Source organism: Flavobacterium sp. FlaQc-28, from assembly GCF_044007415.1.
Taxonomy (GTDB): domain Bacteria; phylum Bacteroidota; class Bacteroidia; order Flavobacteriales; family Flavobacteriaceae; genus Flavobacterium.
Genome location: NZ_JBIPCM010000002.1, coordinates 145499 through 165632, shown reverse-complemented (window position 1 = coordinate 165632; position 20134 = coordinate 145499). Strand labels below are relative to the sequence as shown.

The following is a 20134-nucleotide window of genomic DNA, read 5'->3' as shown; positions in this document are numbered from 1 at the left end:
CAATTTTTTAATATCAAAATCATCGATTTGGCAATTTAACGTGTGCGAATTAGTAATCTGATAATTCCTGTATTTCTCGGTAAAACTATACCGTTTTCGGACTGTTTTTATTATATTTGCTCCGCTCATTTTGAGCCGACTATATCATTCACATCGCCATTCTTTGACGACACGATTATAAAAAAAAAAAAAATGACACAGAATTCAAAAATTTTTTACACCTTAACTGATGAGGCGCCGTTATTAGCGACTTACTCTTTATTACCTATTGTTCAAGCTTTTACTTCCACAGCTGGTATTGCTATTGAAACTAGAGATATCTCGTTAGCAGGAAGAATTTTATCTAATTTCCCTGAGTCTTTAACAGATGCTCAAAAAACAGGTGATGCTTTGGCTGAATTGGGTCAATTAGCTACAAAGCCAGAAGCTAATATTATCAAGTTACCAAACGTTTCTGCATCTGTACCACAATTAAAAGCTGCTATTGCTGAATTGCAATCACATGGTTATAACATTCCTAATTTCCCAGAAGATCCACAAAACGATGCTGAAAAAGAAATTAAAGCAAAATATGCAAAAGTATTAGGTTCTGCAGTAAACCCAGTTTTACGTGAAGGAAACTCTGATCGTAGAGCTCCAAGAGCCGTTAAAAACTTTGCAAAAGCAAACCCGCACTCAATGGGTGCTTGGTCTGCTGACTCAAAAACTAAGGTAGCTTCTATGCCAAATGGTGACTTTTACGGAAGTGAAAAATCACTTACGGTTACTGAAGCTAATGATGTAAAAATTGAATTTGTTGCTAAAGACGGTTCTACAACTGTTCTTAAAGCAAGTACTCCTTTAAAAGCTGGTGAAATTATCGACAGTTCTGTAATGCATTTAAAAGCATTAAAAAGTTTTGTTGCTGAAGCAATTGCTGAAGCTAAAGCTGCTGGAGTTTTACTTTCTGTGCACTTAAAAGCTACAATGATGAAAGTTTCAGATCCAATTATCTTTGGCGCTATCGTTGAAGTTTATTTTGCTGATCTTTTCAAAAAATACGAAACTTTATTCAAAGAATTAAACATTGATACTAGAAATGGTTTAGGTGATATCTATGCAAAAATTGCAGGAAAACCTGAGCAGGCTGAAGTCGAAGCTGCAATCAATGCCGCTATCGAAAACGGACCGGCTCTTGCAATGGTAAATTCTGATAAAGGAATTACAAACTTACACGTTCCTTCTGATGTAATTGTAGACGCATCTATGCCTGCTATGATTCGTACTTCTGGACAAATGTGGAACAAAGATGGTAAGGCACAAGATACAATTGCAGTTATTCCAGATCGTTCTTATGCTGGAGTTTATACAGCAACAATCGATTTCTGTAAAAAACACGGTGCTTTTGATCCTAAAACAATGGGAAGTGTTCCTAACGTTGGATTAATGGCTCAAAAAGCAGAAGAATACGGGTCTCACGATAAAACTTTCCAATTGAAAGAAGACGGTGTTGTTCGCGTTGTTGATGCAAATGGAACTGTTTTAATGGAGCAAAACGTTGAAGCAAATGACATTTTCAGAATGTGTCAGGCAAAAGACGCTCCTATTCAAGACTGGGTTAAGCTAGCCGTAAACAGAGCTCGCTTATCAAGTACTCCTGCTGTTTTCTGGTTAGACGAAAACAGAGCACATGACAGAGAATTGATTGCAAAAGTTCAAAAATACCTTAAAGATTACGATACTACAAACTTAGATATTCGCATTTTAAACCCAGTTGCTGCAACTGAATTTACTTTGGACAGAATCATCAAAGGTTTAGATACTATCTCTGTAACTGGAAACGTTTTACGTGACTATTTAACAGATTTATTCCCAATTTTAGAATTAGGAACTTCTGCAAAAATGCTATCTATTGTTCCTTTAATGAATGGTGGCGGATTGTTTGAAACTGGTGCTGGAGGATCTGCTCCTAAACACGTTGAGCAATTTACAGAAGAAGGATATTTACGTTGGGATTCATTAGGAGAATTTTTAGCTCTTGGTGCTTCTTTAGAGCATCTAGGACAAACTTTAAACAATTCTAAAGCAATTGTTTTAGCTGAAACTCTTGACGAAGCAAACGATAAATTCTTAGCAAACGATAAATCGCCAGCTCGTAAAGTTGGACAAATCGACAACCGTGGTTCTCACTTTTATCTTGCGTTCTATTGGGCTCAGGCTTTGGCTGCTCAAAACAAAGATGCAGAATTAAAAGCTATCTTCACTCCAATTGCTGCTGAATTTGAAGCTAATGAAGCTAAAATTGATGCTGAATTAATTAGTGCGCAGGGAAAACCTCAGACTCTTGGTGGATACTATCAGCCAACACCTGAATTAGTAAGCAAAGCAATGCGTCCTAGTGAAACATTCAATGCAATTATTGCTAAAATAAAATAATTCAGCCGCACCGCTGTGCGTCTCTATAATAAATACTGAAAGGACAACTCACAAGGTTGTCCTTTTTTTATTCTTAACTAATGTTTAACAAAATTCAGTCTGCTATATTTAGTAAGAATTATTAACTATGTAGTTCAAAACCAAAGCAATGATTACAAAAAAGATTAGTTTACTTCTTATCCTTATTTTTACCACATTTGCTTCTTTTTCTCAGGAAAAATTTACCCTCAGCGGAACCATAAAAGATTCTAAAAACAACGAAAGTTTAATTGGTGTAAACGTTTACATTCCTGCTTTAAAAATTGGAACCACAACAAACGAATATGGTTTTTACTCCCTTACAGTTCCCAGCGGCGAACATGAAATTGAAATTAGTTATTTAGGCTACCAAACCATTCACAAAACTATTATTTTAGATCAAAATACTAAAAACAACTTCTCGATCAGCGAAAGCGGTCAAGAACTTCAAGAAGTTGTTATTAAAGATAATAAAGGCAAAATAAATATTAAGTCGCCAGAAATGAGTGTCAACAAACTCTCTATTTCTACCATTAAAAAAATGCCTGTGGTATTAGGTGAAGTCGACGTTATTAAATCCATTTTACTGCTTCCGGGAGTAACTAATGCAGGCGAAGGTGCATCTGGATTTAATGTGCGAGGCGGCGGCGCTGATCAAAATTTAATTTTATTAGATGAAGCTACTATATTTAACTCTTCGCACGTATTTGGATTTTTCTCTGTTTTTAATCCAGATGCAATCAAAGATTTAAAATTGTATAAAGGAGGAATACCTGCCAGATTTGGCGGTCGTGCCTCTTCAGTTTTAGATATTTATCAAAAGGACGGAAGCAGCAAAAATTTTCACATGAATGGAGGAATTGGTTTAATATCAAGCCGATTGCTTTTAGAAGGCCCAATTGTAAAAGACAAAGGTTCTTTTTTAATTGGCGGAAGAGCTTCATATGCCCATTTATTCTTAAAACTGTCTGAAGAAAATAAAGACAACTCTGCTTATTTTTATGATCTAAATGCGAAATTCAGTTATAAATTAAACGATAACAACAGCTTATATTTATCTGGCTATTTTGGAAGAGACGTTTTCAGCCTTAATAAAAACTTTACGAATACTTACGGAAACTCTACTTTAAATCTTCGTTGGAATCACTTGTATTCTAATAAACTATTCTCAAATTTATCCTTGATATACAGTGATTATTATTATGGTCTTGATTTGGATTTTGTTGGTTTCAAATGGGATTCAGGCATCAAAAACTATAATATTAAATACGATTTCAAAAACTACATTTCGGATAAATTCAAACTAAATTATGGCTTAAACGGGATTTATTATGATTTTAATCCCGGAACTATTAAACCAAGCAATACTACATCTGGAATAAATCCAGATCAACTGGATCGAAAATATGCATTTGAACCGTCAATTTATTTAGATGCCGAAAACCAGCTTTCTAAAAAAATAACGCTGGCTTATGGATTACGCTACAGTTTGTTTTATCGTTTAGGTGCATCGACCATCAATTATTATGACAATAATAATCCTGTGCTTTTTAACACGGATATGCAGATTTACGAAAAAGCAACTCCATCATCTACAAAATATTTTGGCTCTAATAAAGTTATTCAGAATTACAACAACTTAGAACCAAGATTCTCTGTCTCTTATCAATTAAATGACGATCAAGCAATAAAAGCAAGTTACAATCGCATGGCGCAATATCTTCAATTAATTTCGAATACCTCATCTCCTACTCCACTGGATGTCTGGATGCCTAGTGATAATTACATTAAACCACAGCTTGCTGATCAAATTGCTTTGGGGTATTTTAGGAATATTAATAACGGCGTTTATTCTTTTGAAGTTGAAACCTATTATAAAAAAATCAAAAACAGACTGGATTATATTGATGGCGCCGATTTGATTGCAAATGACGCGATTGAACAAGTAATTTTAAACGGTCAAATGCGTGCATATGGTGTAGAAATTATGTTGAAGAAAAATGAAGGTAAATTTAACGGATGGGTTTCTTATACTTTATCTAAGTCAGAACAACAGACACCAGGAAGAACTCCAGAAGAAACTGGCATCAATAACGGAAAATGGTACAGCTCTGCTTATGACAAAACACATAATTTAGCCATAACATCAGCTTACAATTTAAACGATAAGTGGTCTTTTGGCGCTAATTTCATCTTGCAGTCAGGACAGCCTGTTACATATCCAGTCGGTCAATATGAATATTTAGGAATTACAGTTCCAAGTTATGGACTTCGAAATAAAGATCGCCTGCCTGCTTATCATCATTTAGATATTTCGGCCACTTTAACACCAAGAAAAAACAAAGGCAGAAATTGGAAAGCCGAATGGGTTTTTAGTATATACAATCTCTACAATCGCCAAAATGCAGCATCAATCAACTTTAGGCAAAACCTAGACACAGGAGTAAATGAAGCTGTACAATTGTCAATCTTTGGTATGGTGCCTGCTGTTAGCTATAATTTTAAATTTTAAAGAAATTTCAGTTCTCTAGAGAAACAAAAAGATATGTTATGAAAAAAGTTATTTTATTAATTGTATTATTTACATCTGCACTTTTTACAAGTTGTGAAGAAGTTGTAGAGGTTGATCTAGATACGGCACCTCCAAAATTAGTAATTGAAGCCTCTATAAACTGGCAAAAAGGTACAACAGGAAAACAGCAGGCAATAAAATTAACTACAACTACAGGGTATTTTGAAAATAAGGTACCAATAGTTTCTGGAGCTGTTGTTTATATTAAAAACAGTAAAAACAAAAGATTTAATTTTACTGAAGTCCCAAAAACAGGTCGATATATTTGTAATGATTTTGAGCCAAAAATTGAAGAAACGTATACATTAACCATTATTAGCAGCGGAAGCACTTACACCGCAAGTGAAACTCTAAAATCTGTTGCACCAATAACTAGAATTGAACAGAATAATAAAGGCGGTATTACAGGAACTGATATAGAAATAAGAGCCTTTTATAATGATCCAGCAAATGAGGATAATTTTTACTTATATAAATACGAGTATTCAAAAAAAATAACCTCTACTTATTATGTTGGCGAAGACAAATTCTATCAAGGCAATGAATACTTTAGTAAATCAGATGATGAAGATATTGAAGTGGGCAATGAGATTCAAGTAACACATTTAGGCATCTCAAAACAATATTACAATTACATGAGTATTTTAGTAAGCATTGCAGGAAGTAATGCTGGAGGCCCATTTCAATCACCGCCTGCAACTGTAAGAGGAAACATTATCAACACAACAGATAAGGCAAATTATCCGTTAGGGTATTTTGCACTCAGCGAAACTGATTCAAAAAAATATAAAATTGAACTAAGTGATAAAAATGGAAGCACAAATTAAAATCGCAACCGAAAAAAAACTCATTGGAAAACGAATCAATATGTCATTTATTGAAAATCGAACGTTTCAATTATGGAGCAGCTTTATGCCAAAACGCCGTGAAATTAAAAATTCAATTGACTCTAATTTATATTCTTTAGAAGTTTTTTCACCAAACCATTTTGACAATTTTGATCCCAATAAGAGTTTTCAAAAATGGGTAGCAGTGGCCGTTACTAATTTTGATGTAATTCCATCAGAAATGGAAACACTTGTAATACCAACCGGTTTATATGCCGTTTTTATTCATTATGGTCCAGCATCTGAAGGACATAAAACCTACCATTCTATTTTTGCAGAATGGCTTCCTAAATCAGAATACACTGTTGATGACAGGCCTCATTTTGCAGTAATGGATCATAAATACAAAAAAGACGATCCAAACTCTGAAGAAGAAATCTGGATTCCGATAAGAAATAGAGACTAATTTTCAACATCATCTTTATTATTCTTAATTTTCAACTAAAAAAACATGCTGGCAGAAACATTAAAATCACTATTCAATCGGGATTTGAACAAATTAAAAGTCGAAATAGAATCGTACCAAAATGAAAATCAGCTTTGGGCAATCGACAAAAATATTTCAAACTCTGGCGGAAATCTTTGCCTCCATTTAATTGGCAATATCAATACCTATATTGGTTCCGAAATAGGAAAAACAGGATATATTCGAAATCGTCCCTTAGAATTTTCTCTAAAAGATATTCCTAAATCAGAATTAATTGGTAAAATCGAAGAAACCATTATAGTGGTAAATAACACTCTTGATCTTTTATCCGAAGAAGATTTAAATGCCATTTATCCGCAGATTGTTTTTGAAAAAGAAATGACTACAGGATTCTTTTTCGTTCATCTTTCTACACATTTAGCCTATCATCTTGGACAAATTAATTATCATAGACGATTGCTGGATTTATAATTGCAGATTTTAGAGTGTTCAAAAATCTTTTGCAAAAAAAATCTAAATTCTAAAATCAGAAATCTAAAATTGTAACTGTACCTTTGCAACACATTCAAAAAAAATAGCATGTCATCACACCATATAGTTCGCGACGATCAGGAACCCGCTTTAATAATTGCAAACGGCGCCGCCTGCAACCCTGAATTATTGGGACAATTATTAGAATGGTCTCCGCTTGTTATTGTATTAGACTCAGCCATTGAACGCGTTATAGATTTAGGCATTAAAATCGATGTACTTTTAGGTGATTTTGATCGTGGTTTTGATCCTGAAATATATAAAACTTCACAATATCCTCTTGAAATTGTTCACACGCCGGATCAAAATAAAACTGATTTAGAGAAAGCTTTTGATTATTTAATAGAAAGAAAAATTCCTGCTGTAAATGTAGTTTGGGCTACCGGAAGACGTGCAGATCATACGATTACCAATCTTACCAATATTGTTCGTTACCGCAATTTACTTAAAATTGTTATTCTCGACGATCATTCAAAAATATTTTTGCTACCTGCAAAATTCGAAAAATGGTACACTGCTAAAACACCTATTTCGTTAATTCCAATTGGCGTTGTAAATGGCATTTTTTCCAAAAATCTAAAATACGAATTGCAGAACGACACCCTTACAATGGGCTATAGAACCGGAAGCAGTAATTCTGTAGAACAAGACGGAATTGTAACCATTACACATCGTGAAGGTGATTTACTTTTAATGGAGTGTTTTGATTAGAAACATTTAAAAATAAAAAGTCCCAGCGGGGTGACACAGAAAACCGATGTCGCTCTGCTGGAGCTTTATTTCAATCACAAATAAACACTATAAATATTAGGCTCCTCTGGAGCTTTCTTTTAAATACCTATCTTTGCACAGAAATCAATAAAAATGAAAGCAGAAAACAATTCTCAAAAAGACAATTTACATCCTAGAAATATTCATCGCTCACGTTATGATTTTGAATTGCTTATTACAAATTGTCCTGAATTAAAAGCTTTTATTTCTATTAATAAATATGGTATTGAAACCATTGATTTCAGTAATCCGCTTGCTGTAAAAACGCTAAATAAAGCTTTACTTCAAACCTATTACGAAATTCAAAACTGGGATATTCCAAAAAACTATCTTTGCCCTCCAATTCCAGGCAGAGCCGATTATATTCACTATATAGCTGATTTATTGGCAGAAACGAATCATGGTCAAATTCCCGAAGGTAATTCTGTTATGGGACTAGATATCGGAACGGGTGCAAATTTAATCTATCCGATATTAGGGAATTCGATTTACAATTGGAGTTTTGTCGCAACGGATATTTATAAAACTTCAATCGAAAACTGTAGTAAAATTATCGAAGTAAACCCCAAATTAATTGATACAATAAGTTTACAGCAGCAGACAGAATCTCGATTTATCTTTAAAAACATCATTATTCCTGAAGATCGTTTTACATTCACTATGTGTAATCCACCTTTTCACGCATCGGCAGAAGAAGCGAATAAAAGCACTTCTAGAAAAGTATCCAATTTAAATCCGAAGGAAAAGAAAAACACAAATCCAGTATTAAATTTTGGAGGTCAAAATGCTGAGTTATGGTGCAATGGCGGCGAAATTGGTTTTGTAACTCAAATGATTTACGAAAGTGTAAAATATGCTTCGCAAGTTTTATGGTTCACAACATTAGTTTCTAAAAAAGAAAATCTATCTTCTATTTACAAAACCCTAAAAAAAGTAAATGCCGTTTCTGTAAAAACCATCGAAATGTCGCAAGGGCAAAAAAACAGCCGTATTGTCGCTTGGAGTTTTTTGAGTAAACCCGAGCAGCAAAAATGGACGCTTTAAAATATTGATTTTCAACTTCAAAACCTTGATTTTATAATTTGCTTTTGGTAAGTTTACTATAAACTATTCAATATCAAAATCATGGCAGATTATATAGGTTACCTAGCATCATTTTTTATTGTAGGAGGTTTTTTATTGAAAGACCTCAAAAAAATACGTTTAATTAATTTTTTCGGATGCATGTGTTTTGTGATATACGGCATCTTTTTAAAAGATTACAGAGACATTAATCAATGGCTTCTTCCTGTTATTATTCCCAACGGAATTTTAGCATTGGTACAAGTTTATCACTTAACGGTACAAAAAAACGAACCTTAGAATTATGATACTTTAAAGCAAAATTCTGATACAGAAACGCTTTTCCAGAATTGTATCTTTAGCTAAATTGAATTTTATTGCAATGCAAAAATTATACTTCAGATTAGTCCTAATATTGTTAGTGATAACAAGTTGTTCCTCAATTAAAGAAGCAAAATTTAATGATTATATATTCGAAACCAAAAGCGAAAAACAATCCTATTTAAGTGCGTACAATAAAGCATTAAAACTTTGGGATATTCCTTATACCGAAGAAAATGTAAAGACAAGTTTTGGAACGGCGCACGTGATTATTGCGGGACCAAAAAACGGAAAAAGTTTGGTTTTGCTTCACGGAATGGATGCAACCTCAACCATGTGGTATCCTAACATTAAGGCTTTAGCAAAAAATCACAGGATTTATGCAATCGACTTTTTAATGGAACCCGGAAAATCAACTTTAACAACGAAACCACTTTCATCCAAAGAAATTGTGATTTGGTACAATGAAATTTTCAGTTTCTATAAATTAAAACAATTCGATATTATTGGAGCATCAAGAGGTGGCTGGATCGCAGCATTATTAGCTTCTGAAAAAACAAATTCTATTGATAAAATAGTTCTACTAAGTCCCGCACAGACTTTTAAATTCATAGATAAAGTCAGAAAAACAAGTTCTGCATTGCTGTTGAAGCTTTTCCCAAGTGAAAAAAAATTCAGTAAAACGCTCCAAACATTCTCAACGCATCCTGAAAACATAAACCCTGTTTACAAAAGGCAGTTTTATTTGGCAAACAAATATGCAAAATCAAATTCCAGTATGCTTAAAATGCGTCCGTTTTCAGATGAAGAATTACAATCAATTACAAATCCAGTATTGGTATTAATTGGAGATCATGACGTTATCAACTCTGAAGAAAGTCTGACAAGAGCGCAAAAATTTTTAATAAACTGCAAAACTCAAACAATTAAAGATGCAGGTCATTTTTTAACCATTGACCAAGCGAAAATTACAAACGACGCCATCATTAAATTTTTAGAATAGAATTCAAACTTTGTATCTTTACAAAACTAATCTTCATCCATAAAAAATGAATTTCCAAGTAACTTCAGAATATAGTCCAAAAGGAGATCAACCTCAAGCAATTCAAAAATTGTCGCAAGGTATAGTCGACGGCGAAAAATATCAAACTTTATTAGGAGTTACAGGATCTGGTAAAACATTTACAGTAGCCAATGTTATTCAAGAAGTACAGCGTCCAACGCTGGTTTTAGCGCATAATAAAACTTTGGCTGCACAATTATATTCAGAGTTCAAACAATTTTTTCCAAATAATGCGGTTGAGTATTTCGTTTCTTATTACGACTATTATCAGCCTGAGGCTTTTATGCCTGTTACAGGGGTTTTTATTGAGAAAGATTTATCTATCAATGAAGAGCTCGAAAAAATGCGTTTAAGCACTACTTCTTCTTTACTTTCAGGAAGACGTGACGTTTTAGTTGTTGCCTCAGTTTCCTGCTTGTATGGTATTGGAAATCCTGTAGAATTTCAAAAAAACGTAATCGAAATAACTCGAGATCAAGTTATTTCGAGAACTAAATTACTGCATAGTCTTGTACAAAGTTTATACGCTAGAACCGAAGCAGATTTTAATCCGGGGACTTTTAGAATTAAAGGCGATACGGTAGAAGTTTATCCCAGCTATGCTGATGATGCGTATCGAATTCACTTTTTTGGAGATGAAATTGAAGAAATCGAAGCTTTTGATCCTAAAACCTCACAGGTTATCGAAAAGTTTAAAAGGTTAACGATCTATCCCGCCAATATGTTTGTGACTTCTCCTGAGGTTCTGCAAGGCGCAATCTGGGAAATTCAACAAGATTTAGTGAAACAAGTTGATTATTTTAAAGAAATCGGCAAACATTTAGAAGCCAAACGTTTAGAAGAACGAACCAATTTTGATTTAGAAATGATTCGCGAATTGGGATATTGTTCTGGAATTGAAAATTACTCGCGTTATCTTGACGGACGTGAAGCCGGAACAAGACCTTTCTGTTTACTAGACTATTTTCCGAGTGATTATCTAATGGTTGTTGATGAAAGCCACGTAACAGTTTCACAAGTTCACGCCATGTACGGAGGCGACCGCAGCCGAAAAGAAAATTTGGTTGAATATGGTTTTAGACTGCCTGCCGCAATGGACAACAGACCTTTGAAATTTGAAGAATTTGAAGCTATGCAAAATCAAGTAATTTATGTTTCGGCAACACCTGCAGATTATGAATTGCAAAAATCTGATGGAATTTATGTAGAGCAGATTATTCGTCCAACAGGATTATTAGATCCAATTATTGAAGTAAGACCAAGTTTAAATCAGATTGATGATTTGATTGAGGAAATACAAGTTAGATGTGAACTGGACGAAAGAGTTCTGGTAACTACCTTGACGAAAAGAATGGCCGAAGAATTAGCCAAATATTTAACTAAAGTAAATATTCGATGCCGTTACATTCATTCTGATGTTGATACTTTAGAACGAATCGAAATCATGCAGGATTTACGAAAAGGTATTTTTGATGTCTTAATTGGAGTTAACCTGCTTCGTGAAGGTTTAGATTTACCCGAAGTTTCTCTTGTTGCAATTCTTGATGCTGATAAAGAAGGTTTTTTAAGAAACCATAGATCTTTAACGCAGACTATTGGCCGTGCAGCCAGAAACTTAAATGGAAAGGCGATTATGTATGCTGATAAAATTACAGCCAGCATGCAAAGAACTATAGACGAAACTAATTATCGCAGAACTAAACAGATTAATTACAATACAGAGCATGGTATTACTCCTCAGGCCTTAAACAAAAAAATAGACAGCGCATTTACAAAAAATCCGTTGGTAGAATACGAATTAGGACATACTTTACCTGCTGCTGCTGAACCTGAAACGGCTTATTTGTCTAAATCTGGATTAGAAAAAATGATTCGAGAAAAAAGAAAATCAATGGAAAAAGCAGCTAAAGAGTTAGACTTTATGCAAGCTGCCAAACTGCGCGATGATATTAAAAAACTACAAGATCAATTAGCTTAAAAAAACACAACAAGCTAATTATCAATTATTTAAAATAATTTCATACATTTACTCGTCCATAATCTATCTGGGATTTTTTCTTACTTCAAAACTAGATAAATTATGAGCACTAAATTTATTCTTACTACTGCAGCACTTTGCGGCTCAGTAGTATCAAATTTCGGGCAGATTAAACCACAGCCCGCCCCAGAAAAAATCGTCGTAGATGAATATTTCGGAGAAAAGGTAGAAGATCCCTATCGCTATCTTGAAAATCTAAATGATCCGAATGTGGTTACTTGGATGAAAGCCAATGCTGATTATGCACGAGCAAAGCTAAATGAAGTTCCAGAACGTCAAAATCTCTTTAAAAAACTAAAAGAGCTTGATGCAAGAAAAGAAAGCACTATCTCTGAATTACAAATTACCGAGAACGATCATTATTTCTATCTAAAACGAAATGCCAACGAGGAAAATGGTAAACTATATCAGAAAATTGGCTACAAAGGAACTGAAAAACTGCTTTTTGATCCAGAAACTTACAAAAAAACAGCGGGAGTAAATTACAATATAAGCTCTATAACGCCTAATGAAAAAGGAGATAAAGTAGCTATAGAAATTGCTCCAAGCGGTTCTGAAAGTGCAGAATTACTTATTGTAAACATCGACGGAAAAGTTTACCCTGAAGTATTCGACAGATGTTGGTTCAGCACACCTTCTTGGATGCCTGATGGAAATTCATTTACCTACGGAAGATTAAACTCTGCAAATGTTACCGACCCAAACAGATTATTAAACTCTAAAGTATATTATCATAAATTAGGTGAAGACCCAAATAAAGATGTAGAATTTTTGTCGAATGCAACCAATCCCGAACTTAATATAGGTGCTGAAGAATTTCCTTTGAATCTCTATCATAAAAATTCGAATAAAAACTATGGCTTAGTTCTTACTGTAGACAATCGAATTAAGTTGTACGATACTGATTTAAAAGACAATTTCAAACCCACAAAATGGACCAATTTAGTTGACAAAAAAGATGAAGTAACAAATTATAATGTTGATAAAGAGTTTATTTATTACTTAACTTATAAAAATGCTTCTAATTATAAAATTATCAAAGTTCCCATTTCAGATCCAAACATCGAAAAAGCAGAAACAGTTATTCCTGAGCCCAAAAATGGAAATATAACCAATTTTACACTTACAAAAGATGGTTTATATTATTCCCTTACCGAAAATGGCGTACAGGCAAAAGTATTTTTCTTAGCAAAAGGAAAAAAGGAACCTGTCGAATTAAAATTGCCTTTTCAAGCAGGTTCAGCTTCATTTTTAACTGTAAATGAAAACAAAAGCGATATTTGGATAACACTATCAGGCTGGACTTCTCCCACAAAACGTTATTTGTATAATCCATCATCCAATACATTTACTTTTCAGCCCATGACAAAACCTATTGAATATCCAGAATTCAAAGATATTGTTTCTAAAGAAATTATGGTTCCCTCCCATGATGGCGCTTTGGTTCCTGTTTCGATCATTTACAATAAAAACACTAAACTAAATGGAGATAATCCACTTTTAATGGTAGGATATGGTGCTTATGGAATCTCTATGGAACCACGATTCAGTGCTGGTTTTTCATTACCATATTGCACTTATGGCGGTATTTACGTTATTGCACATGTTAGAGGCGGTGGAGAACTAGGAGAAGCTTGGCATAAAGCAGGTTTTAAAACTACTAAACCTAATACATGGAAAGATTTAATTGCGGTTACTGAATATTTAATTAAAGAAAAATATTCTTCGCCTAAAAGAATCGCTATTTGGAGCGCAAGTGCGGGCGGTATATTAATTGGAAGAGCAATTACAGAACGACCTGATTTGTTTGCTGCAGCCATTCCCGAAGTAGGAGCATTTAATACAATCCGCTCAGAACTATCACCAAATGGTCCAGGTAATATTCCTGAATTTGGAACTGTAAAAGATAAAACAGAATTCAAAGCGCTGCTAGAAATGGATTCGTTTCATCATATTAAAAAAGGAACTGCTTACCCCGCAACATTAATAACGGCAGGAATGAATGATCCGCGTGTAATTGCTTGGGAACCGGCAAAATTTGCAGCTTCACTTCAAAATGCAAACACTTCAAGCAATCCAATACTTTTTTTAACTGATTTTGAATCTGGTCACGGAATGGGAGATAGTGCAACAAAAAGCATAGAAAAAAACAGCGATTTAATCAGCTTTGCGTATACTTATACTGGACATCCCAAATTTCAACCTTCTAAAAAACTAAAACCATAATAAAAATTTAAAAGTACATTCCTGTACTCCTATCTATTGACTTAATTGTGTTGCTCTTGAAATACTTTGAGCAGCACTTTTGGGTCAATTAAGGCATTTGGTGCTTTTTCCATAAGATCTAAAACACGTTTTACAGCACCAGGATTTAATCCCATTTCAATTGCAATCTGCTGAATTGCTTTTGCTTCCTTTTCGTGCAAAATACCGTCACAATGCATAATCAGCGCCAATCTGTAAAATTGTTGAATACGCTGAAACTCAGATTTAATTACTTTAGCAGTATATTCTTGATGAAACAAATCTTGAAAAAGAGCACGATCAACATTCAGTTCCTGTGCAACCAGCCATAAAAAATCCAGCTCGCGTTTATGCAATTGACCATCAACTGTCGAGAAAGCAATCATTTCTAAAAGTAAACTTCTCTTTTCTTCTTCGGTATTCATCAAATTTATTATTTTTAGCTAAAATATTATATTTAAATCTAAAACACAAAATAACTGATGATTAGAGGCATTTTCTTTTTTATTTTTCTCTGTTTTGCAATTGGAAATGCTCAAGAAAGCACCGCTTCAAAAAACGTATCAACTTTTACAATTGAAGCACCTCAACTCAAAACCACTAAAAAAATCTGGATTTATTTACCCGAAGGTTATTCAGCTTCAGCCAAAAAACACAGTGTTATTTACATGCATGATGCTCAAAATTTATTTGATGCCAAAACTTCTTATGTTGGAGAATGGAATGTCGATGAAAAATTAGACAGTCTTAAAGCTCCTGTAATTGTAGTTGGTATTGAACATGGCAATGAAAAGCGTATAGATGAATTAACACCATTCAAAAATGAAAAATACGGCGGCGGAAACGCTGATGATTATCTTGATTTTATTGTAAAAACTTTAAAACCCTACATCGACACGCATTATCGAACTAAAACCAAAGCAAAAAATACCACTATAATGGGAAGTTCACTTGGCGGTTTAGTTTCTTATTATGCTATTCTTAAATATCCTGAAGTTTTTGGCAAGGCGGGTATTTTTTCCCCATCATTTTGGTTTTCAAATGATATTTATAATTTAACGGAACAGGCTCCAAAAAATAAAACAAAAATTTATTTTCTCTGCGGAGATAAAGAAAGTGACGATATGGTAAAAGATTTAAATAAAATGGAACGGTTATTAGACAAAAACCGCTGCTATTGCCTGCATCTTACCAAAACTAAAATTATAAAAGGCGGCGAACACAACGAAAAACTATGGAGAGACGGCTTTGTCAAAGCGGTTCTTTGGCTTGGTTATTGAGCAAAATATTGACAAAAAAAAGCATCAAATATGAAACTAATTTTAAAAGAATATAACTTAAAGCTGAAACATACTTTTACTATTTCTAGAGAATCTATTGATTTTCAGCCTTCATTAATTGTCGAACTGCAAAGCGATGGTTTTTCGGGTTTTGGAGAAGCTACTTCAAACCCATATTACAAAACCACAGTTCCAATGATGATGGGAGATCTAGAAAAAATCAGAACCATTATCGAAAGTACTGAAAATGAAACTCCAGATGTTTTCTGGTCAAAAATTCATCCGTATCTAAAAGATGATATGTTTGCGCTTTGTGCTTTAGACTTGGCTTATAATGATTTGTATGCACGCAAAAAAGGCAAAAAATTATATGAATTATGGAACTATACGACCGAAAGAAATCCAATGACGGATTATACAATTGGGATTGCTTCTATTGAAAAAATGGTTTCAAAAATGCAGGAACTTCCGTGGCCAATCTATAAAATTAAATTGGGAACTAAAGAAGATATTGCAATTGTAAAAGAACTTAGAAAACATACTAATGCCGTTTTTAGAATTGATGCGAATTGCGGCTGGGGAGTCGAAGAAACGATCAATAATGCTATAGAACTAAAAAAACTAGGCGTTGAGTTTTTAGAACAGCCTATGAAAGCAGATAATTGGGAAGCACATAGAGAAGTTTTCAAACATTCTGTTCTACCTATTATTGCTGACGAAAGCTGTATTGTTGAAGAAGACGTTGCTAAATGTTTCAATCATTTTCATGGTGTAAATGTAAAATTGGTAAAATGCGGAGGATTAACTCCGGGAAAACGCATGATTGAAGAAGCTAAAAAACTAGGATTGCGAACAATGGTAGGCTGTATGACCGAATCTACGGTAGGTATTTCTGCAATTGCTCATTTACTGCCTCAACTTGATTATGTTGATATGGATGGCGCACTCCTTTTAGCCGAAGATATTGCAACTGGTGTAACTATAAAAGATGGTGTTGTAAGTTATTCTAATCTAAACGGAACTGGTGTTACACTGCTATAAAAAATGAAAGTCGACAAATTTCCCGATCGAGTTATTGAAATTGACCAAGAACAGTTTTTGTATTTTGGCGGAACTGCTTATTTAGGACTTCCAACCAATAAAGCTTTTCAGAATCTGGTCGTTAAAAACATTTTAAACTGGGGAACTACTTACGGCAGTTCCAGAACTGCTAACATCAAATTAAGAGCTTATGATGAAGGTGAAAACTTTTTAGCTTCTCATATTGGTTCAGAAAGTGCTGTTACAGTTTCTTCTGGAATGCTGGCGGGAAAATTGGTTATAGATTTAATAAAGAAGCAAACTGACTGTTTTTTTCATTTGAATGATACGCATAATGCAATCCGAATCGAAAACAGCCTTCCGTTATTTGTAAATAATCAATTAAACGAACGTTTATTAGATTCAAAGCGGGAGAAAATAGCGATTCTTACCGATGGAGTTCCTTCGTTTGAAACAAAACCCGTTGATTTATCTTTCTTAAAACAGATTCCAAGTCATAAAGAAATTACCTTGCTTATTGACGAATCTCATTCATTGGGAATTGTTGGTAAAAATGGTTCTGGAATTTATTCTTCAATTGACTTTTCTTTTAAAAGAAAAATAATGGTTTCGTCTTTAGGAAAAGCATTTGGATTAACTGGCGGTGTTATTGCATCTGATTTAAAATTTATTAATGAAATAAAGGAGTTAGAAACTTTTACCAGTGCAGCTGGAATGAACCCTGCATTTGTACAAACACTTTCAGATGCGAGAGAAATTTACACCTTACAGCACAAAAAACTCTTAGAAAATTTAGAATATATCAATTCGATTTTAATCAAAAATAACAATATTCTATTTGATAAAAACTATCCTTTAATTTATCTGCTATCAAATGAATTAGTAGAAAAATTAAACCAAGAAAAAATCATCATTGCAAGTTTTAAATATACTAAAGATGCTGAACCGTTAAATCGCATAGTAATTACCGCAAACCATTTAAAAGAAGATTTGGATAAGTTAATTCAGGTCTTAAATCATAACTAAAAAATACGCCAAGTTTTTGCTTTTAAAACGTACCTTTGTAAAAAATAAACGATGACAAATAACGATATACTTAAAAAACTTCGCGTGGCTTTAATGCTCCGTGATGACCAAATAGTTGAAATTTTAGAATTAGTAGATTTTAGAATTTCAAAATCAGAATTAGGTGCTTTTTTTAGAGCCGAAGATCATCCAAACTATATGGAATGCGGCGATCAGGTTTTGCGTAATTTCTTAAACGGATTGGTAATTCATTTGAGAGGAACTAAAGAAAATCCGAAAAACCCAACGGATGTTTTAGCAAAACATAAATCTGAAATTCCAAAGAAAGAAACTTCTAAAGAAAGACCCGAATTTAAAGCTTCTCCAAAAGATTCAGAAAAATATAGAGGTGATCAAAGTTCATCAAAGTCGGGTTCATCAGCTGGAAAACCTAAAAAGAAAGCATTTCCTAAAGGAAATGGAAAACCATCTGTTGTAGAAAAAGTGGTTTTCAAAAACGGCAATAAGAAAAAATCCTAATTGAGGATTTAACCGCAAAGAACGCAAGGTTCTTACTTAAAAGACTAAATATAAACGCAAAGTTCGCAAAGTTATATAGATAAAGCTTTGCGAACTTTGCGTTTGTATTCTCAATCCTAAGTAAAAAATCTTTGCATACTTTGCGGTTAAAAATCTATATCTTATTCTTTTCTATTTTATCAAAAAAAGCATCTTTAAAAGTAGCACCAATTGGTAATTCTTTTCCATTTACAAAAACAGAAAAATTATCTGTAGATTCAATATGCTGCAAAGAAATCACATGTGATTTATGAATCTGAATAAAATCATTTTCAGGAAGTGATTCTATTACATTTTTTAATGACGAATGCGTAATAATCTGCTGTTTTGAAGTATGAATACAAACGTAATTCTGTAGACTTTCTACATACAAAATATCGTTTAGGAAAATCTTTTGGAATTTGTTTTTTCCATCTGTTTTAATGAATAGAAAATCAGGACTATTATTTTGACTTGAAACAATCGTCTTTGATTCCGTATTCAGCTTTGAAACTGCTTGATAAAAACGCTCAAACGAAATGGGTTTTAATAAATAATCAACTGCATTCAATTCAAAACCTTCCAAAGCAAAATCAGGATAAGCTGTTGTAAAAATTACCTTTATATCCTTTGAAATAATTCTAGAAATCTGCAAACCTGTTAATTGCGGCATTTGAATATCTAAAAAAATAACATCAACTGCTTGTGTATTTATAAATTCTAAAGCCTTTAATGAATCATTAAAAACTCCCGTATTTTCAAGAAAATTAACTTTACCAATATAATTCTCCAGAATACGAGTTGCCGGCGGTTCATCGTCAACAATAATACATTTAAAAGCCATAAATTATTTTTTTAGTGGTATTTTTAAGTACGTTTTAAAGATATTATTTTCTTCGGTTTTTTCAAGTACAAATTTACCTTTATACATATATTCTAATCTTTTAGTTAAGTTATCAAAACCAATTCCGGTTGAAGAATAATTCTCGCCTTCTACGGTATAATTAAACGTTGAAATTTCTAAAAAATCCTCTTTTATTTTAATCAAAATAACTGCTTTTTCCTGTTCACTATTAAATTTTCCGTGCTTAAAAACATTCTCTACAAAATGAATCAAAGCTGACGAAAGAATTCTTTCATTCGAATAATTTCCTTTAATAGAAAAATCAAGATACAACTGATCTTCAAAACGTTTTTTCTGTAAATGAATATAGTTTTGAATAAATTGAATTTCTTTTGAAAGTACTGCCTCATCTTTATCAGTTTCGGTAATAACATAACGAAGTAAATCGGAAAGCACTAAAACATCTGAAGCCATTTCGTCGTCTTTTAAAATCAACTGACTGTAAAAAGAATTCAGCGTATTAAACAAAAAATGAGGGCTAACCTGAGCTTTCAACATTTGAAATTGAGCTTTTTTATTCTCTAAAAGTAATTCTTGATTTTGCTGCTGTGCACTCTGAAACTGCCAAAACAAATAACTCAGCGCACTAAAAATAACAGCAGGTAATCCAAAAAAGAAATTATCACGAATATAAAAACCCCATTCTAAATCGCCAACATGATAGTTATGTACTCCAATAATATTAAACATAATTACTTCCTGAAAAACATATCTCACTCCAGCAAAAAGGATTAATGAAAATGGAATGCTTAAAAAATAAAAATGAATTTTCTTTTTATTCAAAAACCAATCACAAACCGTATAAAAATTGACTACATAAATGACAAAAACAGAAAGAAAAAAAGTCGATGTAATCCAAAAGTAAAGCTTGGTTCGCTCGACCATTATTATTTTATTATTAATTCCATAATCCCAAAGACAGTACGTTAAAAACAATCCAAGAAAAAGAATAATGTGGTAGTAAAAAGGTATTTTAAGTTTCATATATATCAATTAT

At 33.2% G+C, this 20134-nt stretch carries 18 protein-coding genes; 15 read left to right on the top strand and 3 right to left on the bottom strand.

Features of this window, described 5'->3' with window-relative positions; all coding sequences use genetic code 11:
- The first annotated feature begins 192 nt into the window (after nucleotides 1-192).
- The 11 genes from ACHRVL_RS06585 (at nucleotide 193) to ACHRVL_RS06535 (ending at nucleotide 14331) form a co-directional block, all read left to right on the top strand.
- Nucleotides 193-2415 carry an NADP-dependent isocitrate dehydrogenase gene (locus ACHRVL_RS06585; RefSeq protein ID WP_395411304.1) on the top strand — a complete coding sequence of 741 codons (2223 nt, stop codon included), beginning with the start codon at nucleotides 193-195 and terminating at the stop codon, nucleotides 2413-2415.
- A 148-nt stretch (nucleotides 2416-2563) separates the two neighbouring features.
- A complete protein-coding gene (locus ACHRVL_RS06580; RefSeq protein WP_395411302.1) occupies nucleotides 2564-4945 on the top strand; it encodes a TonB-dependent receptor domain-containing protein in 2382 nt (793 codons plus the stop codon).
- A gap of 38 nt (nucleotides 4946-4983) precedes the next feature.
- The gene (locus ACHRVL_RS06575; protein ID WP_395411300.1) at nucleotides 4984-5832 is read left to right on the top strand and encodes a DUF4249 domain-containing protein; all 849 of its coding nucleotides are present in this window, start codon (nucleotides 4984-4986) and stop codon (nucleotides 5830-5832) included.
- Entirely contained in the window at nucleotides 5816-6298 is a 483-nt protein-coding gene (locus ACHRVL_RS06570; RefSeq protein WP_395411298.1) for a GyrI-like domain-containing protein, read from the top strand. Before ACHRVL_RS06575 ends, ACHRVL_RS06570 begins: the two co-directional genes overlap by 17 nt.
- Nucleotides 6299-6343: 45 nt before the next feature.
- Nucleotides 6344-6790 (top strand): DUF1572 family protein, encoded by a 447-nt coding sequence (locus tag ACHRVL_RS06565; protein WP_395411296.1) that lies wholly within the window; start codon nucleotides 6344-6346, stop codon nucleotides 6788-6790.
- A gap of 108 nt (nucleotides 6791-6898) precedes the next feature.
- Nucleotides 6899-7561: a thiamine diphosphokinase gene (locus ACHRVL_RS06560; protein WP_395411294.1), complete on the top strand. Its 663-nt coding sequence runs from the start codon at nucleotides 6899-6901 to the stop codon at nucleotides 7559-7561.
- A 153-nt stretch (nucleotides 7562-7714) separates the two neighbouring features.
- Entirely contained in the window at nucleotides 7715-8665 is a 951-nt protein-coding gene (rlmF, locus tag ACHRVL_RS06555; RefSeq protein ID WP_395411292.1) for a 23S rRNA (adenine(1618)-N(6))-methyltransferase RlmF, read from the top strand.
- Between the two features lie 81 nt (nucleotides 8666-8746).
- Nucleotides 8747-8983, top strand: a complete 237-nt coding sequence (locus ACHRVL_RS06550) for a uroporphyrinogen decarboxylase (protein ID WP_395411290.1) — start codon at nucleotides 8747-8749, stop codon at nucleotides 8981-8983.
- An 82-nt stretch (nucleotides 8984-9065) separates the two neighbouring features.
- Complete coding sequence (locus tag ACHRVL_RS06545) at nucleotides 9066-10007, top strand: alpha/beta fold hydrolase (RefSeq protein ID WP_395411287.1); 942 nt, start codon at nucleotides 9066-9068, stop codon at nucleotides 10005-10007.
- A 46-nt stretch (nucleotides 10008-10053) separates the two neighbouring features.
- Nucleotides 10054-12045 carry an excinuclease ABC subunit UvrB gene (gene uvrB / locus ACHRVL_RS06540; RefSeq protein WP_395411285.1) on the top strand — a complete coding sequence of 664 codons (1992 nt, stop codon included), beginning with the start codon at nucleotides 10054-10056 and terminating at the stop codon, nucleotides 12043-12045.
- 102 nt (nucleotides 12046-12147) lie between these two features.
- Nucleotides 12148-14331 carry a prolyl oligopeptidase family serine peptidase gene (locus ACHRVL_RS06535; RefSeq protein ID WP_395411283.1) on the top strand — a complete coding sequence of 728 codons (2184 nt, stop codon included), beginning with the start codon at nucleotides 12148-12150 and terminating at the stop codon, nucleotides 14329-14331.
- 41 nt (nucleotides 14332-14372) lie between these two features.
- On the opposite strand, the gene ACHRVL_RS06530 is transcribed toward ACHRVL_RS06535, so the two are convergent.
- Entirely contained in the window at nucleotides 14373-14774 is a 402-nt protein-coding gene (locus tag ACHRVL_RS06530; RefSeq protein WP_395411281.1) for an excinuclease ABC subunit B, read from the bottom strand.
- 57 nt (nucleotides 14775-14831) lie between these two features.
- Here ACHRVL_RS06530 and ACHRVL_RS06525 point away from each other — a divergent pair, with 57 nt between their 5' ends.
- The 4 genes from ACHRVL_RS06525 to ACHRVL_RS06510 are packed head-to-tail and all read left to right on the top strand — an operon-like array spanning nucleotide 14832 to nucleotide 18215.
- Nucleotides 14832-15629 (top strand): alpha/beta hydrolase, encoded by a 798-nt coding sequence (locus ACHRVL_RS06525; RefSeq protein WP_395411279.1) that lies wholly within the window; start codon nucleotides 14832-14834, stop codon nucleotides 15627-15629.
- Between the two features lie 30 nt (nucleotides 15630-15659).
- Complete coding sequence (locus ACHRVL_RS06520) at nucleotides 15660-16670, top strand: dipeptide epimerase (protein WP_395411277.1); 1011 nt, start codon at nucleotides 15660-15662, stop codon at nucleotides 16668-16670.
- Between the two features lie 3 nt (nucleotides 16671-16673).
- Complete coding sequence (locus ACHRVL_RS06515; RefSeq protein WP_395411275.1) at nucleotides 16674-17696, top strand: aminotransferase class I/II-fold pyridoxal phosphate-dependent enzyme; 1023 nt, start codon at nucleotides 16674-16676, stop codon at nucleotides 17694-17696.
- A 51-nt stretch (nucleotides 17697-17747) separates the two neighbouring features.
- On the top strand, nucleotides 17748-18215 hold the full coding sequence (locus ACHRVL_RS06510; RefSeq protein WP_129054261.1) for a DUF1456 family protein: 468 nt from the start codon (nucleotides 17748-17750) through the stop codon (nucleotides 18213-18215).
- A 154-nt stretch (nucleotides 18216-18369) separates the two neighbouring features.
- On the opposite strand, the gene ACHRVL_RS06505 is transcribed toward ACHRVL_RS06510, so the two are convergent.
- Both ACHRVL_RS06505 and ACHRVL_RS06500 read right to left on the bottom strand, forming a co-directional pair.
- On the bottom strand, nucleotides 18370-19077 hold the full coding sequence (locus ACHRVL_RS06505; RefSeq protein WP_395411274.1) for a LytR/AlgR family response regulator transcription factor: 708 nt from the start codon (nucleotides 19075-19077) through the stop codon (nucleotides 18370-18372).
- Between the two features lie 3 nt (nucleotides 19078-19080).
- A complete protein-coding gene (locus ACHRVL_RS06500) occupies nucleotides 19081-20121 on the bottom strand; it encodes a sensor histidine kinase (RefSeq protein ID WP_395411272.1) in 1041 nt (346 codons plus the stop codon).
- Between the last annotated feature and the right edge of the window lie 13 nt (nucleotides 20122-20134).

Coding starts and splice junctions, on each gene's coding strand:
- ACHRVL_RS06585 (WP_395411304.1), top strand. CDS start 193: ATGACACAGAATTCAAAAATTTTTTACACCTTAACTGATGAGGCGCCG.
- ACHRVL_RS06580 (WP_395411302.1), top strand. CDS start 2,564: ATGATTACAAAAAAGATTAGTTTACTTCTTATCCTTATTTTTACCACA.
- ACHRVL_RS06575 (WP_395411300.1), top strand. CDS start 4,984: ATGAAAAAAGTTATTTTATTAATTGTATTATTTACATCTGCACTTTTT.
- ACHRVL_RS06570 (WP_395411298.1), top strand. CDS start 5,816: ATGGAAGCACAAATTAAAATCGCAACCGAAAAAAAACTCATTGGAAAA.
- ACHRVL_RS06565 (WP_395411296.1), top strand. CDS start 6,344: ATGCTGGCAGAAACATTAAAATCACTATTCAATCGGGATTTGAACAAA.
- ACHRVL_RS06560 (WP_395411294.1), top strand. CDS start 6,899: ATGTCATCACACCATATAGTTCGCGACGATCAGGAACCCGCTTTAATA.
- rlmF (WP_395411292.1), top strand. CDS start 7,715: ATGAAAGCAGAAAACAATTCTCAAAAAGACAATTTACATCCTAGAAAT.
- ACHRVL_RS06550 (WP_395411290.1), top strand. CDS start 8,747: ATGGCAGATTATATAGGTTACCTAGCATCATTTTTTATTGTAGGAGGT.
- ACHRVL_RS06545 (WP_395411287.1), top strand. CDS start 9,066: ATGCAAAAATTATACTTCAGATTAGTCCTAATATTGTTAGTGATAACA.
- uvrB (WP_395411285.1), top strand. CDS start 10,054: ATGAATTTCCAAGTAACTTCAGAATATAGTCCAAAAGGAGATCAACCT.
- ACHRVL_RS06535 (WP_395411283.1), top strand. CDS start 12,148: ATGAGCACTAAATTTATTCTTACTACTGCAGCACTTTGCGGCTCAGTA.
- ACHRVL_RS06530 (WP_395411281.1), bottom strand. CDS start 14,774: ATGAATACCGAAGAAGAAAAGAGAAGTTTACTTTTAGAAATGATTGCT.
- ACHRVL_RS06525 (WP_395411279.1), top strand. CDS start 14,832: ATGATTAGAGGCATTTTCTTTTTTATTTTTCTCTGTTTTGCAATTGGA.
- ACHRVL_RS06520 (WP_395411277.1), top strand. CDS start 15,660: ATGAAACTAATTTTAAAAGAATATAACTTAAAGCTGAAACATACTTTT.
- ACHRVL_RS06515 (WP_395411275.1), top strand. CDS start 16,674: ATGAAAGTCGACAAATTTCCCGATCGAGTTATTGAAATTGACCAAGAA.
- ACHRVL_RS06510 (WP_129054261.1), top strand. CDS start 17,748: ATGACAAATAACGATATACTTAAAAAACTTCGCGTGGCTTTAATGCTC.
- ACHRVL_RS06505 (WP_395411274.1), bottom strand. CDS start 19,077: ATGGCTTTTAAATGTATTATTGTTGACGATGAACCGCCGGCAACTCGT.
- ACHRVL_RS06500 (WP_395411272.1), bottom strand. CDS start 20,121: ATGAAACTTAAAATACCTTTTTACTACCACATTATTCTTTTTCTTGGA.